Consider the following 14,437-nt stretch of genomic DNA (forward strand, 5'->3'; position numbering starts at 1 on the left):
CGGAGACGCCGATGGCCGCCGAGATCGTCAATCTGCGCAAGGCCCGCAAGGCGCGCGATCGGATTGAGAAGGAAAAGCGGGCTGAGGAGAACCGCATCAAGTTCGGCCGCACCAAGGCGGAGCGGGAGCAGCTCGACGCAAACAACGAACTCGCCGGGCGTCGCCTTGAGGCGCACAAGCGCGACACCGGCGAGGACGGCGACAACTCATGAGCGGGGGTGCGGTCCGTCCGGTCAAGCGCTCGTTCTCGATCCGCGGGCACCGCACGTCGATCTCGCTGGAACAGCCATTTTGGGAGGCGCTCAAGCAGTCCGCGGCGCGCGAGCGCATCTCTCTCGCGGCCCTCATCGCCCGTATCGACGAACGCCGTGGCGAGGCCGGCCTGTCGAGTGCCGTCCGCGTCTGGATCTTGGACTATGTCCGCCAAGCCGGCGCTATCGAGAGCTACGACGGCGGCAATCGCGACTGAAAATTCCCGTGCTCAGTAGGGCGTCTGGAACGGCCGCCACTCCTCCTCAGCCGGCCGCTTGCGGCGCTGCGGGCGCGGGCGTTCGGCTGCAGGTGAAGGCGCAACGGTGGGAGGCTGGGTCTGAGACGCCCCAGCTTCCTGATTGCCGCTGGGGTGAGCACCGTTGGCCTGGTTGCTCTCCCCGTCGAACGTATCCCAGGCGCCTGGTTCGAAGGCCTGAGGCGCCGCAGCTGGCGGTGAAGGATTATTTTGGGGGGCGGCCGCGGGGGCAGGGACCGGAACTGGCACCGGTGGCGGCGTTGCCGCTTGATCCTCTTCGAGCGCCTTGCGCCGTTCTGCGTCCTGACGTGCGCGCTCCTGATCGAGCTTGCGCAGGCGTTCCAACTCGCCCACGTCGAGCTCCATTTTGCGCACGACGAGTTCGCGTTCGAGCGCGCCAGCCGAGACTGTGGGCACGAGCGTCGAGAATTCGCTGAGCTTGCCCGTGTAAACAACGGTTACGGGTGGCAGGAAGGCGCGCGCCGGATTTGCGGGAACGCCTTTTTCGAGCTTGGGCTCGATCTGCCATTCGCTATCGACCTTCATGGTGGCAAGCTCGACAGCCGTTGCGAAGGTCGAGCGTCCGTCCGCCATCTCGATCCGCACCTTCTCGAGTTTGAGCGCGCCATCGCTGATATCGACGGGAACTGCAAGTTTGCCGAGCTTGACCTCGCCTTGCCTGAGCGAGGTCCTGATGGCCTCCGTCAAACCGTTGCCGCTGCTCGGGCCTTGCCCAGTCAGAGCCTCACGCACGACTCCCGCGACGGCTGCAGGAGAATTGCCGTTGAGGGTCGCATCGCCGATGGTCAATTCACCCTTGCCCGTTACGGCCGCCATCGCCGCGGCGGGACTCAGAGCGCGGCTGGAGAAACTCACGTTGAAGGCTACCGCATCGCCAGGCGGTGGCGAAACTTGGCCACCGGCAGGCTGCGGCTTGCTCGAAATATCGATCCTGAGCGCGCCGGTGAGGTCGATGCCGGCCGGAGCCTTCGCGATGTTGAGCTGAGAGGTCATCCGCCCCCCCACCGCATCGCCTTCGAGCGACGCGACCTTGATGCCTCCCGGCGACAGCTCGGTCACAAGGCGCGCATTGCGCATTGTCAGACCCGGTTCGACGACAAGGGCTCCGATGCTGAGATCGATCTTGCCATCGAGGCGGTCGAGAACAGAAAGATCGAAGGACTGCTCCGGCCAAAGGATCGTCTCCGGCACAGCTGCATTCGGCGCGTCCGGCTGACGAACCTGTCGTGCCTGAGGCGCCTGCGCGGCAGGAGACGTACCGAGGATCTGAGCTGAGGCGTCGGTCGCGCTGAGAATGGGTGAGAGGAGTGTCGCGAACGAAGCCTTGTTGGTCGTGAGCGTCGCCTGGATCGTCTTGCCGCCGCTATCCCGAGCAGCCACAGACAAGTCTCCTGAAAGCGTGCTCTCTCCGAGCGTGATGGATTGCGACCCGAGCCGCAGGCTCCCCGCGTCGCGGCGCACTTGGATCGTGCCGTTGACAGGAACGCCCGCCGCGCCGTCCCCTGTCGAGAGCCCCGCCAGAGCAAGCGCAACGCGTGCATCCGGCGCGGCAATCTGCAGGTCTCCGTCGAGCCCGATATCGCTAGGTGCCGGGAGGCGAACCTTGCCGCGATAGCTCAGAGAAAGGCCGTCGGACGTCACGTCCGCCAGCGACAGAAGTCCATCGGCAGGGACGCCAGCTGCTTTCACGACAACACGCCCCGCCTTCGGCGCGTCGCCGGCCGCGGTATTCAGTTTCGCATCGAACAGCGTCGCCATGAGACCGGCCACATCGGGGTTGTCGAGCGTAGCCTGGATGTCGAGCGGGGCGGACCGCCATTGCCCCTGCCCCCTGTCCAGACGTAGCGCGGCGGACATCCGTCCCCCTCCGAGCGAGCCGTCAAGTGTGAGCTCGGTGGCGTTGCTCGGGCCGCCTTTGAGCTGCAGTGTTCCGGCCAAACGAAGCGGCGCCAGACGAGCAAGGCGGTCAAGATCGGCAGCCGGGGTGTCATCGAGGTCGAGCAATGACACGAACGCGCGTGCCGCCTCCGCATTGGGGGCCGAGATCAACCCCCGGATGGAGCCCTCCGGCTGTGCGGGAACATTCTTGGCCTCACCGTCCGCATCGACCTGAAGACCTTCGCGCGTCGAGAAGCGAAGGCGAGGGATGGTGAGCGTACCGCGATCGAGCCGAATCTCGGTGTCGACGTTTGTCAGGACGCGGTCGCCGTCGACCAACTCCGCCACCTTGAAGGCCAGCGACAGGTCGGCATTGGCGGGATCGAAGAATTGGGAGGATGAAGCGGGAGACGCTGCGTCCGTCGCAACGGCGTCCTTACCGAACAGGCCGCGGAGCACATTGAGGCCAACAAGGCCCGAACCGATATGAGCCACGTCGACCCGCGGGCCTTCGATGGCCATGACGAGTTTCTTGCGTTCCCCGAGATCGAGCTTGAGGTCGCCATTGAGAGGCGTGCCCGCGAACGCGAACGAGGCATCGGTCAGCGCGAGTGTTCCGTCGCCGAGGCCGAAACGGCCGTCGAGCGTAAACGGACCGTCGTTGCGCTCCCGTCCCACGTTTGCATTGTTGAGCCCCCAGGCCAAAAAGCGCATGAGGCTCTTGCCGGAAACGAACAGGGTGCCATCGAGACGCGGAACCTTCGTCGTCTTGGACGACGGCGTCAGAACACCGTCGAGTTCCAGACGAACCCCGCCGGGCAAATCTGCGCGCACACCTTTGAGTTCGAGTGGCCCGCCCGTGCGCGAAGCGGCAAGCCGAACGTTGCTGATCGGCTCCCCGCCGAGCGTCAGTTGATCGAATTCGAGTCGCGCATTCGTATCAGCCTCTGCAGGCAGCGCCGCCGCGAGCACCTCGAAGTAGCTGCGGCCAGCTTCGAGCGGTGTCTTGGCGGACGATGTGTCGGTCAGCTGATCGAGGTCGAGCCAGCGCGACGCAAGCGTCACGTCGAGGCGCATCTTGTCGGACCAATCCGCCTTGCCTTCGCCGGTAATGAGCTGCGGTGTCGTGCCCGCCTCCAGAGAGACGGCAATATCCTGAAGCGCGACGCTCTGCGTCGTGCCGAGCACCTTGGCTTTGAGCTCGAAGGCTTTGTGACCGGTTTGCGCTGGAACCGCGGGTACAACAGGCGCCGGCGGAGAGGCGACATGGGCTGAGGGGGCGCCCGGAGCACCCTGCGCGTCAGGATGAGCCTGCGGGGGGACGTCCAAAACCGGGTCTGCGGTTGACGGGCTGAGCGGTGGGTGAGCTCCAAGCGCGAGCTTGGCCGTCAAATCGCCTTCAAGCGTTGGGGTTTCCCGGATGTTCTTGAGGCGGCCGTCGAGGACATAGGAGTTTGTGCTGTCGAGGACATCGATGGCTGCCTTGAAGCGAAGATCACCGTTGGGGTCGACTTTGGCTGTCGCCAGCCGGACGTTGCGCGTCGTGTCGCCCCAATTGACTTGCCCCTTGAATTTGTAGGGCCCTTCGAGGGCCTCGGCCGTCAGCTCGCCGTTGATGGTGTCGAACCGCGCGAGCTCCCCCCGAGATGGTCCGCTGACGATGATTGCGCCGTCGTGGATTTGCACGGACTGTAGCGCGACGTCCTTGGGTGCGAACGAAAGCGTGCCGGGCGTCAGGGCCAGCGTCCGCCAGTTGCCGCCGCCCTGGGCATTGATCGCCAGGTTCACGATCGGCCGGCGGACTTCGACGCGATGGGCTTCGAGCACGCCGCGAAGCAGCGGAGGGACCGACAGCCACATCGTGAAGCTCTCGACGCGGATGATCGAGTTCCCTCCCTCGTCGCCCACATCGGCGATTCGAAGCCGCTCGAAGCTGACATAGGGGGCCGGCAGCAGACGCACGTTCACGCTCCCGCCGACGCGAACCTCACGTCCCAGGACGCGAGTGGCTTCCTCTTCGAAGATGCCGCGATAGCTATTCCAATCGACGAATCGGGGGACAGCAAACAGAACCGCCAGGACCGAGATCAGAATGCCGCCGAGATAAAGGAGGGCGTTGTTCATCCGCGTCTATCTGCTCAAAATCCAATCGCACCTGCGGCGCACGCAAAGGCCCGAAAGCCCAAGCATTTTTCCGCATAGGGAACGCGCCGCGCGGCCAACCCATCGCAAACGCGCCACCGATAGCCGGGGCCGAGGGAAGCCGATTGGAAACAATGCCGTCGCAAGGCGCGACGGCCGACGCGTGCCCCACCATACCCCAACAGTGATGACAAGTGTGACCCCCAATTAGGGCATTTTCCTGGGGAGGATCATCTGTCCCGCTCGCGGAACCCACGACGCACCTTATATTTTTGTCGTACGGGCCGTTTTTCGGGCCCGATTGATGCTGCATAGACCATGATCGCTTCGGCCCCTACCGGCCGAAGCGTGAATCATCGGTCTCACTAAAAAAGACCATGGTCGCTTCGGGCCCTACCAGCCGGAAGCGTGAATCATCGGTCTCACTAAAGTGACCATGCTCCCCGTTCGCGCGGGTCGAACCACTGGTCTCTCCGAAGGGCATGCTGTAGAGCGAACTGATGCCGCACGACGACAAACGACCTGCCCGGCAAGGCGCCGCGGCGGGCGGCGACTTGGGCCACGGGCCTGGACACGGGGACGATGACGTTCCGCCGTTCGACTTGCCGATGGCGCCTGGAAAGGCTGCCGCCGAGCCCACGGCTGAATCCGCTTCCGCCCGTAGGTCCATTTCTGAGCGCGCGCGTGCCGCCGCGGCGCCCCCGTATCTAGATGGCCTCAATCCCGAGCAGCGCGAGGCCGTCGAAGCGCTCGATGGCCCTGTGCTGGTGCTGGCGGGCGCCGGCACCGGCAAGACGCGTGTTCTTACCACCCGCATCGCCCACATCCTCGCGACCGGCCGCGCCTACGGGAACCAGATTCTGGCGGTGACCTTCACCAACAAGGCCGCGCGCGAGATGAAAGCGCGCATTGGCGGCTTGGTCGGCGGCGCCGTGGAGGCGATGCCGTGGCTCGGCACATTCCACTCCATCGGCGTCAAGATCCTACGCCGCCATGCAGAACTGGTAGACCTCAAGTCAGGCTTCACGATCCTCGATACGGACGACCAGCTTCGCCTCTTGAAGCAGGTGATCGAAGCCGAAGGCCTCGACAAGGATCGCTGGCCCGCCCGCCAGCTCGCGGGCGTCATCGACGACTGGAAGAACCGTGGCCTGACGCCGGCAAAGGTCCCGGCCGGCGAAGCCTTCGCGTTTGCAGGCGGCAAGGGCGCGAAGCTCTATGCTGCGTATCAGAAGCGGCTCAAGGAACTGAACGCCGCCGATTTCGGCGATCTCCTGCTCGAAACGCTGAGGCTCTTCCTCGAACATCCGGACGTGCTCGCCGACTATCATCGCCGCTTCCGCTACATCCTCGTCGACGAGTATCAAGACACCAACGTCGCCCAGTACCTCTGGTTGCGCCTGCTCGCCCAGGGTTCGCCCAACGTCTGCTGCGTCGGTGACGACGATCAGTCGATCTACGGCTGGCGCGGCGCGGAGGTGGACAACATCCTGCGCTTCGAGTTGGACTTCCCGGGCGCCCGCATCATCCGCCTGGAACGCAATTACCGCTCCACGGGACACATCCTATCGGCGGCCTCAGGACTCATCGCTCAGAACAAAGGCCGTCTTGGCAAGACGCTTTTCACCGACGGGGAGAAGGGCGACAAAGTCACCGTGATGGGCGTCTGGGACGACGAGGAGGAAGCCCGCTCGATCACGCGCGACATCGAGGAGCTGCGCAAGAACGGCCACCGGCTGAACGAGATCGCCATCCTCGTGCGGGCGTCATTCCAGATGCGCGCCTTCGAAGATCGCTTCGTCTCGACCGGGGTGCCGTACCGGGTCATCGGCGGCCCGCGCTTCTATGAGCGGGCGGAAGTGAAGGACGCGCTCGCCTATCTCGAGGTCACACACAACCCGGCCAATGACCTCAAGTTCGAGCGCATCATCAACGTGCCGAAACGCGGCCTCGGCGACACCAGCGTCGAGCGCATCCACGCCCTCGCCCGTGCCCGCGAGGTGCCGCTGTTCCGCGCTGCCCGTGAGATCGTCGAAACCGAGGAGCTGGGCGGCAAGGCGCGCAAATCGCTTTCGGATCTCGTCAATGCCTTCGAACGCTGGCGCGGCCTCGTCGAGGGGATGAAGCACACGGAGCTCGCCGAGCTGATCCTCGACGAAAGCGGCTACACAGCCCACTGGCAGGCGGACAAGAGCCCCCAGGCCCAGTCCAGGCTGGAGAACTTGAAGGAGCTCGTGCGCTTCATGCACGAGTTCGAAACGCTCGAAGCGTTTCTTGAGCACGTGAGCCTCGTCATGGACGTCGAGCAAGGCGACGACGGGGAACGCGTGAGCCTCATGACGCTGCACGCTGCCAAGGGCCTGGAGTTCAACACCGTGTTTCTTCCGGGATGGGAGGAGGGTCTGTTCCCCCATCAGCGCTCGCTCGACGAGAGCGGCGAAGCCGGGTTGGAGGAGGAACGGCGCCTCGCCTACGTGGGCATCACGCGCGCGCGCCGGCTCGCCAAAGTCTCGTTCGCGCAAAACCGCCGCACGCGCGGCCTCTATCAGTCGGCAATTCCCTCGCGCTTCGTCGACGACCTGCCGGAGGGCGATGTCGACGTCATCGAGACCAAGAGCCCGTTCGGCGGCGCCTACCAGAACTTCGGTAACCCGTTCGAGACCGGCGGCTTCGGGCGAAATCCCTACGGCAAGAGCCGCTTCGATGAAGCCCCCTCACGTTTCGGATCGAACTACGACACGCCGGGCTGGCAGCGCGCCCAGTCTTACGAGAAAACAAAGTCCTACGAAAAGTCGAGATCGGACGAGCGAGCAGGGAGCAACTGGTCGCGCGATGCGGACCGCAAGCGGCAGACCAACATGCGCCCGATGAAGCCGACGATCACCATCGAAGGCCAACTCATCGCGTCGTCGTCGGCTGAGGGCGCTGGCTATCGCGTCGGCGCACGCGTGCGTCATCAGAAGTTCGGGCCAGGCACGGTCACCGAGGTGGACGGCAACAAGCTCACGATCGAGTTCGACCACGCGGGCAAGAAGCGCGTCGTTGATAGCTTCGTCGCGCCCTTCTAGCCTTTCAGCCCGGCGTGACGCGGGTCACAAAATGACACGGGCGATACTTCCTGGCGTCGATGGTGACGCGCGTGCCGGCCGGCAGCGGCGGTTGTCCGCGCGTATCGAGAAACAGCACTAGCCCGCTGTCCGTGATGATCTCGGCCGTGCTCGTGGCCCAGATCCGGACTGTCCCGCTGTAGGTCTGAATCCCCGGTTCGAACCTGTCGAGATCGTCCATTCCACAGTCTCCTCAATCCACCCCGTCATCCCGGTCGTGCCCACTCAATCTTGGTCTGGAGGGGTGCCCCGCCGTGTCAGCGGAACAAAGCACACTGGAATGATCTCTCTCAAGGTAGTCGATAGATCACTCCGCTTTTCGACAACAATGAGTTGTTGGGCAATTTCCCCCAAAGGCATGACAAGGCGCCCTCCGGGTTTGAGTTGATCGATGAGGGGCGGGGGGATGGTGGAGGGCGACGCTGTCACAACGATCGCGTCGAATGGCGCGGCTTCGGGCCAGCCAAGGTGGCCATCTCCGACACGTCCCTTGATGTTCGTCAGTCCAAGCTTTTTGAAAGCCTCGGCGGCTCGCTCCGCAAGGGGCTCGCAAAGCTCGATCGTGAAAACTTCCTTCGTGAGTCGGGAAAGAATGGCCGTCTGGTAGCCGGAGCCCGTTCCGATCTCGAGCACTGAGTCCTCCGGTTTGAGATCCAGAAGGTCAGTCATCAGCGCAACGATGAACGGCTGCGAGATCGTCTGCTTGTACCCGATTGCGACAGGACGGTTCAAATAGGCTTCAGCCATATGGTCCGGCGCGACAAACAGATGTCGCGGGATGTCCCCCATGACATGCAGGACGCGAGGCGATATCGCGGCTCGCCCGAGCCTCGGGCCGAGGCTCGCCATGGAGCGCTTGATCTCGTGCACCATCCGCTCACGTGATGTGGCCAACTGCTCTTCGAGTGCGGACATGTGGACCTCGACTATCCGTCATTCGGTCAGCGTCGCATGCCAAGCTGACAATTCGGAGTAGGGAGCGCGGACAAAGACCCAAACGTGGGACGGGGCATGATTGGTCCCGAGCATGGGCTCGCCGCGAGCACAAATTCCGTATTAGTCCCTTGTTAGCCATGACATCAATTCGACGAACTCGCGCGTCATGGAGGGAACGTGCGGATCAGTTTATGCGTCAGGGAGAGTGAGCATGGTTTTCAATCGTAAGCCCGAACCCGTTCCAGCCGAAGCACCCGCACCGCAGTTGCGTCGCATGGACCGTGGGCTCGGCGTCGAAAAGCAGCATCTTCATGCTGTCCAATCCGCAGGCGCCCCCACCCAATCCGTAATCGGAAACGATCTCTCCATCGAGGGCCAGACTATCACGATCCGCTGCAAGGGATCGCTCAAGGTGCTCGGCAACATCCAGGCGGATCTCCACAGCCGTCAACTCGAAGTCGGTAAGGAGGCCGTCATCCAGGGGGCCATCGCCGCCGAAACGATCGACGTGTTCGGCCGGGTCAACGGCGCCATCATGGGCACCCACGTCATCCTTCATGCGGGCGCCGAGGTCGAAGGCGACATTCACAGCCATCTACTTTCGATTGAGCAGGGCGCCGCATTCGACGGCCGCTCTCGCCGCGTTCGCGATCCGTCGGAAATCGCGCCGCAGCTCGAAAGCCCGAACCAACCCGCCAATGCGCAAGGTCGCAGCACGCCACCCGCAGTTCCGAGCTACACGCAAAACATGGCGGGCTGAAAAGTCCCACGGCCCATGCCGATATGCTAACAGGCTTCGGGGGCGGACCTTCAGGTCCGGCCCCCGGATCGCTTGGGCCTCGCATGAACTATCGCCACATCTACCACGCCGGCAATTTTGCGGATGTGCTGAAGCACGCCGTGCTTGCGCTCGTCATCGAACACCTGAAGCTCAAGGACGCGCCCTTCCGCGTCATCGATACGCACGCCGGGACGGGCCGCTACGATCTGGCGAGCGAAAAGGCTCAGAAAACCGGCGAGTGGCGCGACGGCATCGGCCGGTTGCTCGACGACACCCCGCCCGCAGAGATTGCGGCAAGTCTCGCGCCCTATCTCGATGTGATCCGCGGCGAGAATTCCGGATCCGAAGTCCGGAGTTATCCCGGCAGTCCGTTGATCGCTCGGCGCTTGATGCGCCGCGGCGACCGATTGGTTGTCAATGAAGCCCACCCCGAGGATGCCGCCACTCTGAAAGAGGTCTTCGCCAAAGATCCCGCTACGAAAGTCCTGACCATCGATGGTTGGAGCGCTCTCAAGGCCGTGCTGCCGCCGAAGGAGCGCCGGGGCATCGTGCTCATTGATCCGCCGTTCGAAGAGCCCGGCGAGTTTCAACGTCTCGTAGAGGGGCTCGAAGCTGCACACCGCCGCTTCGCGACCGGCACCGTGATCCTGTGGTACCCGATAAAGGACGTCCGCGTTGTGCAGTCGTTCTATCGGGAAGCGGTAGCCCTTGGCATCCCGAAGCTCCTTGTTGCCGAGCTGTTCGTACGTCCACCGTACAGCGAGGGAGAACTCGCGGGAACGGGTCTGCTTATTCTCAATCCTCCCTTCACGCTTGAAGCAAAGCTCGCAAGTCTTTTGCCGTACCTCGCTTCCAAACTTGCGCGCGCCCAGGGTGCAAACGGTCGCCTCGAGTGGCTCGCGGGCGAACGCGTAACATCCTCGTGAAGCCCGATATTTTGCGCCCTATCAAATAGGGCTGAGGGTTGCGCCTCGGGGCCGTTTTGGAAATACTTCTCTCTCCTTGGCCGGTATGCGTGCCGAGTGGGAGTGGCCCGAGGTTCGAGTGGACTTGCCCTGCGCATGACCGTTCTCTCGACGAACGAAACGTCTCTCAAGAACCGAAGGCGATGATGGCCTGCTGGCCGGAGCATCGCCCGCTTTCCTGCTGGCATCCCTGAACTGACGCGGGCTTCTGGAGAGAAGAAATGCGCCAAGTTGGAACCGTCAAATTCTACAATGAGCAGAAGGGTTACGGCTTCATCACTCCGGATGACGGGGGCAAGGACGTATTTGTACACGTGACAGCTGTTGAACGCTCGGGAGTTAGCGCAATCGCGGAAGGCACACGTATTTCCTTCGACACGGAGCCCGACAAGCGCGGGAAAGGCCCAAAAGCCGTGAATTTGCAGCAGGCCATGTGAGCCGTTGTTGCTCGGCAACGAGAAATCCAAAATCGCACGCAACGATCGCATTACCTGTGAATGACGGATGGTGGGCGTTCACTATCTCGGGCAGAGTCCCCCTCGGTTCTGCCGCGCGCACGAACTGCCGCGTTCATTTTGCTAGGGGAGAAGATCGATGCACAAAGCTCTGCGTTCGATGACGGCATTTGCCGCCGTCGCGGGTCTCGCGGCCGTGGTGACGGCTGGGACGGCTGATGCCAAGTCCTGCGTCCGCAAGGGCGCGGTCGGCGAGGCCGGCAGCCAGCAGGACGCGAAGCTGCAGGTCGACGAAGCGCTTCTTCAGGCTGTCGACTGGGGCGCCTGGGCTGCGTGGATGGGCTCGAACAATAAGGTCGGGGCGGCTGCAAATCTGCCCGGCTACTCCTACGGGCCGCGCACCTACAGCTGCAAGCAGGGTGGCTCTTGGGGCTGGACTTGCCGCGGCGCCGCCACGATCTGTAAGCTCTAAGTCGGGCTACTGACGGGAATTCACACCGCGCTTTCTACGAAAGCGCGGTGTTTTCTTGTGGACGCCTGAGCCGAAGGACGAAGACTCGAAGTAGAATTGTGACGAAATCTGGGGCGCATTTACCACCGCGTGTGGCATATGCCCCGGCCGGGTAAGTGTTTTGCTCTATTAGTAAAGCTGCGCATAATCTTGCCAATCGGCCTAGGCATGATGGCTAGACCTCGCTATAGCAGCACGAAGACAAACGCTTTTCGCCGTTACGGAGAAACTTGATGAGTTTCGTGTCCAGGATTGCTCTTGCCACTGCGCTGACCGGTGCGCTCGCTTTCGCCCACCCGGCCATCGCGGGCTGCAAACGCATGGGCTTCACGGTCAACGACTACGGCAAAGACGGCCCCACGCGCGACGCGCAGAACCTTCTCGACAAGCACATCGCCACTTGGGCGACTGAGCAGGGCATCGAGAAATATTCAGTCGGCAAGAAGGATGTGAGCTGCGAGCTCTTCCTGAATCTCATTGTTGTCGACGAGCATACCTGCACCGCCTCCGCGACCGTCTGCTGGGGTCCGGACATGCAGAAGATGCCGAAACAGCAGGACGCCAAGGCGAAGCCTGAGAACAAGTCTACGCCGGAGAAGAAGGAGGCTGCAGCCGCTTCGACGTCTGGCGAAAAAACCAAGTCCGATAGCGCGTCTGCCGGGACATCTGCCCCGGCCAAGGCCGAAGAGAAGACTGCGGAGACCAAACCTGCGGATACCCCGGCAGCAAGCACGGCTGCCGCTGAGGCAAAACCGGAAGAAGCCAAGCCCGAGCAGAAGGCCGCTGACGCGAAGCCCGCCGCGACCGCGACGGACGCAACGCCGGTAGTAGAGACCGGCACTATTCCGGTTTCCCCCGCCGCAGCAGCGACGGCCGCGGCAGCGGGCGTCGAATCCGTGAAGGCTGAACCTGCTGCCACCGAACCTGATGCAGCGCATAGAGCTTCGGCCGCAGCCGCAGAGGCCGCTGCCGCAGCCGCAGAGCGCGCCGCCGCCGCCGCCGAGCGCGCAGCTCAGGCTGCCGAGCGCGCCGCAGCCGCACTCACGCAGCAGGCTGCAGCCGCCGCAGCACAGCCTCCCGCCGCAACGACGACGCCTCCCGCGGCGACACCGCCGGCGGATACGTCAGCAGCCTCAACCCCAGTCGCACCGATCACGCCGACGCCCTGAGGCATAGACCAAGACAAGAAAAAGCCCGGCCAACGCGCAATGCGTGGCCGGGCTTTCTTGTTTCGAGTGTCAGGCCTTGCTCAGCCTGTCGAGCCGAAGCCGATGGCGCTCATCGGTCAGCAAGAGCACCGCGCCGAGACCGGCCGCAACCACGGCCACGCCCGTCGCGCCCGCGATCAGGAACATGATCATTACCTGATACTTCGCTGCCGAAACGGGATCGATACCTGCCAGGATCTGGCCGGTCATCATGCCGGGAAGCGAGACGACGCCCGTCGCGGCCATCGCGGTAAGAATGGGCATCAGTCCTGTCGTAAGGGCGCGCCGCAGGATCTTATCGAACGCTTCGTAGCGGCCTGCGCCGAGAGCCAGCCGCGCCTCGATTGCTGACCGGTCGCGCACGGCGGCGGATGTCATGCCATCGAGCACGAGGCTCGTTCCCGAAAGAGCATTGCCGAGCATCATGCCAAAGATCGGCAGCACGTAGCGCGGCGCATACCAAGGGTCGGGGCCGATCACGACCATGGTGGCGAACATCGTCGCGATGAAGCCGGAGAAGAAGGGCGCCCCTGTTCCAAGCGCAAGAGCGATGGGTCCCTTGATCCGACGCTCCTGCCGCGAGACCACTTCATAGGCGGCGGCTGCAGTCATGAAGAGCCCGAACAGAACCGTCCAAAGCGGCGCATCGAGCGAAAAAATGAACTTGAGAGCAAGCGCCACCACCGAAAGCTGGACCACCATGCGCACAGCCGAGATCGCGATCGTGCGCTCGAGCCCGAGCTGAAACCAGAACGAGACGATCCCATTGGCGATCAGCAGGAGGGCGGCGAGAGCAAGGTCCCCGTAGCTGAGTTGGACATAGGTCATGGCGAAGGCATCCTGGACGTATTCGGAGAACGGACTGAGGGCGCGAGTTGAAGACGCGCATGGGCGAGACGCCCCACCAGTGCTCCGTCATGACTTGCCAGCAGAACGCAGCGCCCCGCGAGAAGCTGGAAACGGATCAACTCTTCCACGAGCGCCGTTGAGCCGACGTCGAGGGCACCCGTGGGCTCGTCGAGAAGCAACACCTTGGGCTCGTCGATCAGAGCGCGCACGAGAGCGATCCGCTGGCGCTCGCCCGTCGAAAGCAGGCTCACCGGCCGATCGAGAATATCCTCGTTGAGATTGAGTGCCGCAAGAAGACGGACGATGCGAGGCTGCATCGCCGGATCCGACGTCAGACACCCGCGTGGCGTATCGGTCCACCAGCCAGGTTCGGCCGCCGCATAGCGGGCCTGCTGGCGCCATTGCGTAGCCCGCATTTCCTGCCGCTCGGTGCCGTCGAGAAAGATCTGACCTTCCGCAGGATCGAGGTCCGCGATGGCCCGCAGGATGCGGGTCTTGCCCGAGCCCGAAGGTCCCTCGATAGCGAGACACTCGCCGTCGGCGACGGCGAAGGACAGCGGGGGAAGCGAGCCGATTCTGAGGTGTTCAACGCGCAGCAAGCGAAGTCTCTATCCTATGATCGAAACGAGGATAGGGACGCTTATCAACTCCGGAAGGGAGAGGCCAGTACTGTGGCGTCAGAGACCGGTGCGACGAGGCGATATCAGTGAGCCAGGCCAGCGTTGCTGAGTGTTTCCAGGAACGAGGCGCCGTCGAAGGGCTTCATCATGTACGTATCGGCCCCAGCCGTGAAAGCCCGTGAAATGTCAGCGGGATCGTTCTCGGTCGTGGCGTAGATCACGAGCGGGCGTTGCGCGCCGCTCGCAAAGCGCAACGCCGAGAGAAACTCGACCGTCGTTTTGCCGGGGAGGCGCCAGTCCAGAATGATCGCGTCGACCGGCATTTCCTGGCACAGCGCCAGCGCGCTGTCGGCAGCATCCGCTTCGACGACCTCGATCTCCAGCTTCTCGAGATAGTGGCGCGCAATCTTGCGAATGATCTCGGACGGATCGGCGACCAGGCAGCGTTTCATGAAC

General features: G+C 63.4%; 14 protein-coding genes. 8 read left to right on the forward strand and 6 right to left on the reverse strand.

The window, feature by feature from the left end:
- Positions 1-11: 11 nt before the first annotated feature.
- Positions 12-212 (forward strand): DUF4169 family protein, encoded by a 201-nt coding sequence (locus VHO05_RS03080; protein WP_329645145.1) that lies wholly within the window; start codon positions 12-14, stop codon positions 210-212.
- On the forward strand, positions 209-469 hold the full coding sequence (locus tag VHO05_RS03085; protein ID WP_329645146.1) for a ribbon-helix-helix domain-containing protein: 261 nt from the start codon (positions 209-211) through the stop codon (positions 467-469). The genes VHO05_RS03080 and VHO05_RS03085 overlap by 4 nt, the downstream gene beginning before the upstream one ends.
- A 12-nt stretch (positions 470-481) precedes the next feature.
- On the opposite strand, the gene VHO05_RS03090 is transcribed toward VHO05_RS03085, so the two are convergent.
- Positions 482-4,531, reverse strand: coding sequence for an AsmA family protein (locus tag VHO05_RS03090; protein WP_329645147.1), 4,050 nt, complete (start codon positions 4,529-4,531; stop codon positions 482-484).
- 626 nt (positions 4,532-5,157) lie between these two features.
- Between VHO05_RS03090 and VHO05_RS03095 the strand changes: the two genes are divergently transcribed.
- Entirely contained in the window at positions 5,158-7,617 is a 2,460-nt protein-coding gene (locus tag VHO05_RS03095; protein WP_329645421.1) for a UvrD-helicase domain-containing protein, read from the forward strand.
- 4 nt (positions 7,618-7,621) lie between these two features.
- On the opposite strand, the gene VHO05_RS03100 is transcribed toward VHO05_RS03095, so the two are convergent.
- Both VHO05_RS03100 and VHO05_RS03105 read right to left on the reverse strand, forming a co-directional pair.
- Positions 7,622-7,837 carry a hypothetical protein gene (locus VHO05_RS03100; protein WP_329645148.1) on the reverse strand — a complete coding sequence of 72 codons (216 nt, stop codon included), beginning with the start codon at positions 7,835-7,837 and terminating at the stop codon, positions 7,622-7,624.
- Between the two features lie 44 nt (positions 7,838-7,881).
- Positions 7,882-8,571: a protein-L-isoaspartate(D-aspartate) O-methyltransferase gene (locus VHO05_RS03105; protein WP_329645149.1), complete on the reverse strand. Its 690-nt coding sequence runs from the start codon at positions 8,569-8,571 to the stop codon at positions 7,882-7,884.
- A gap of 232 nt (positions 8,572-8,803) precedes the next feature.
- On the opposite strand from VHO05_RS03105, the gene VHO05_RS03110 reads away from it, so the two are divergent.
- From VHO05_RS03110 to VHO05_RS03130, 5 genes are all read left to right on the forward strand, one after another.
- Positions 8,804-9,352 carry a polymer-forming cytoskeletal protein gene (locus VHO05_RS03110; protein WP_329645150.1) on the forward strand — a complete coding sequence of 183 codons (549 nt, stop codon included), beginning with the start codon at positions 8,804-8,806 and terminating at the stop codon, positions 9,350-9,352.
- 83 nt (positions 9,353-9,435) lie between these two features.
- Complete coding sequence (locus VHO05_RS03115; RefSeq protein ID WP_329645151.1) at positions 9,436-10,299, forward strand: 23S rRNA (adenine(2030)-N(6))-methyltransferase RlmJ; 864 nt, start codon at positions 9,436-9,438, stop codon at positions 10,297-10,299.
- Positions 10,300-10,559: 260 nt separating this feature from the next.
- Positions 10,560-10,775, forward strand: a complete 216-nt coding sequence (locus tag VHO05_RS03120) for a cold-shock protein (RefSeq protein WP_329645152.1) — start codon at positions 10,560-10,562, stop codon at positions 10,773-10,775.
- A 157-nt stretch (positions 10,776-10,932) separates the two neighbouring features.
- Positions 10,933-11,265, forward strand: coding sequence for a hypothetical protein (locus VHO05_RS03125; protein WP_329645153.1), 333 nt, complete (start codon positions 10,933-10,935; stop codon positions 11,263-11,265).
- A gap of 272 nt (positions 11,266-11,537) precedes the next feature.
- Positions 11,538-12,473, forward strand: coding sequence for a hypothetical protein (locus VHO05_RS03130; RefSeq protein WP_329645154.1), 936 nt, complete (start codon positions 11,538-11,540; stop codon positions 12,471-12,473).
- 69 nt (positions 12,474-12,542) lie between these two features.
- On the opposite strand, the gene VHO05_RS03135 is transcribed toward VHO05_RS03130, so the two are convergent.
- The 3 genes from VHO05_RS03135 to VHO05_RS03145 form a co-directional block, all read right to left on the reverse strand.
- A complete protein-coding gene (locus VHO05_RS03135) occupies positions 12,543-13,340 on the reverse strand; it encodes an ABC transporter permease (RefSeq protein ID WP_329645155.1) in 798 nt (265 codons plus the stop codon).
- A complete protein-coding gene (locus VHO05_RS03140) occupies positions 13,337-13,960 on the reverse strand; it encodes an ABC transporter ATP-binding protein (protein WP_329645156.1) in 624 nt (207 codons plus the stop codon). The genes VHO05_RS03135 and VHO05_RS03140 overlap by 4 nt, the downstream gene beginning before the upstream one ends.
- Positions 13,961-14,064: 104 nt before the next feature.
- Positions 14,065-14,433, reverse strand: a complete 369-nt coding sequence (locus tag VHO05_RS03145; RefSeq protein ID WP_329645157.1) for a response regulator — start codon at positions 14,431-14,433, stop codon at positions 14,065-14,067.
- Positions 14,434-14,437: the final 4 nt, after the last annotated feature.

Origin of the sequence: Hyphomicrobium sp., from assembly GCF_036262015.1 — a bacterium.
In the GTDB taxonomy this organism is placed as follows: domain Bacteria; phylum Pseudomonadota; class Alphaproteobacteria; order Rhizobiales; family Hyphomicrobiaceae; genus Hyphomicrobium_C.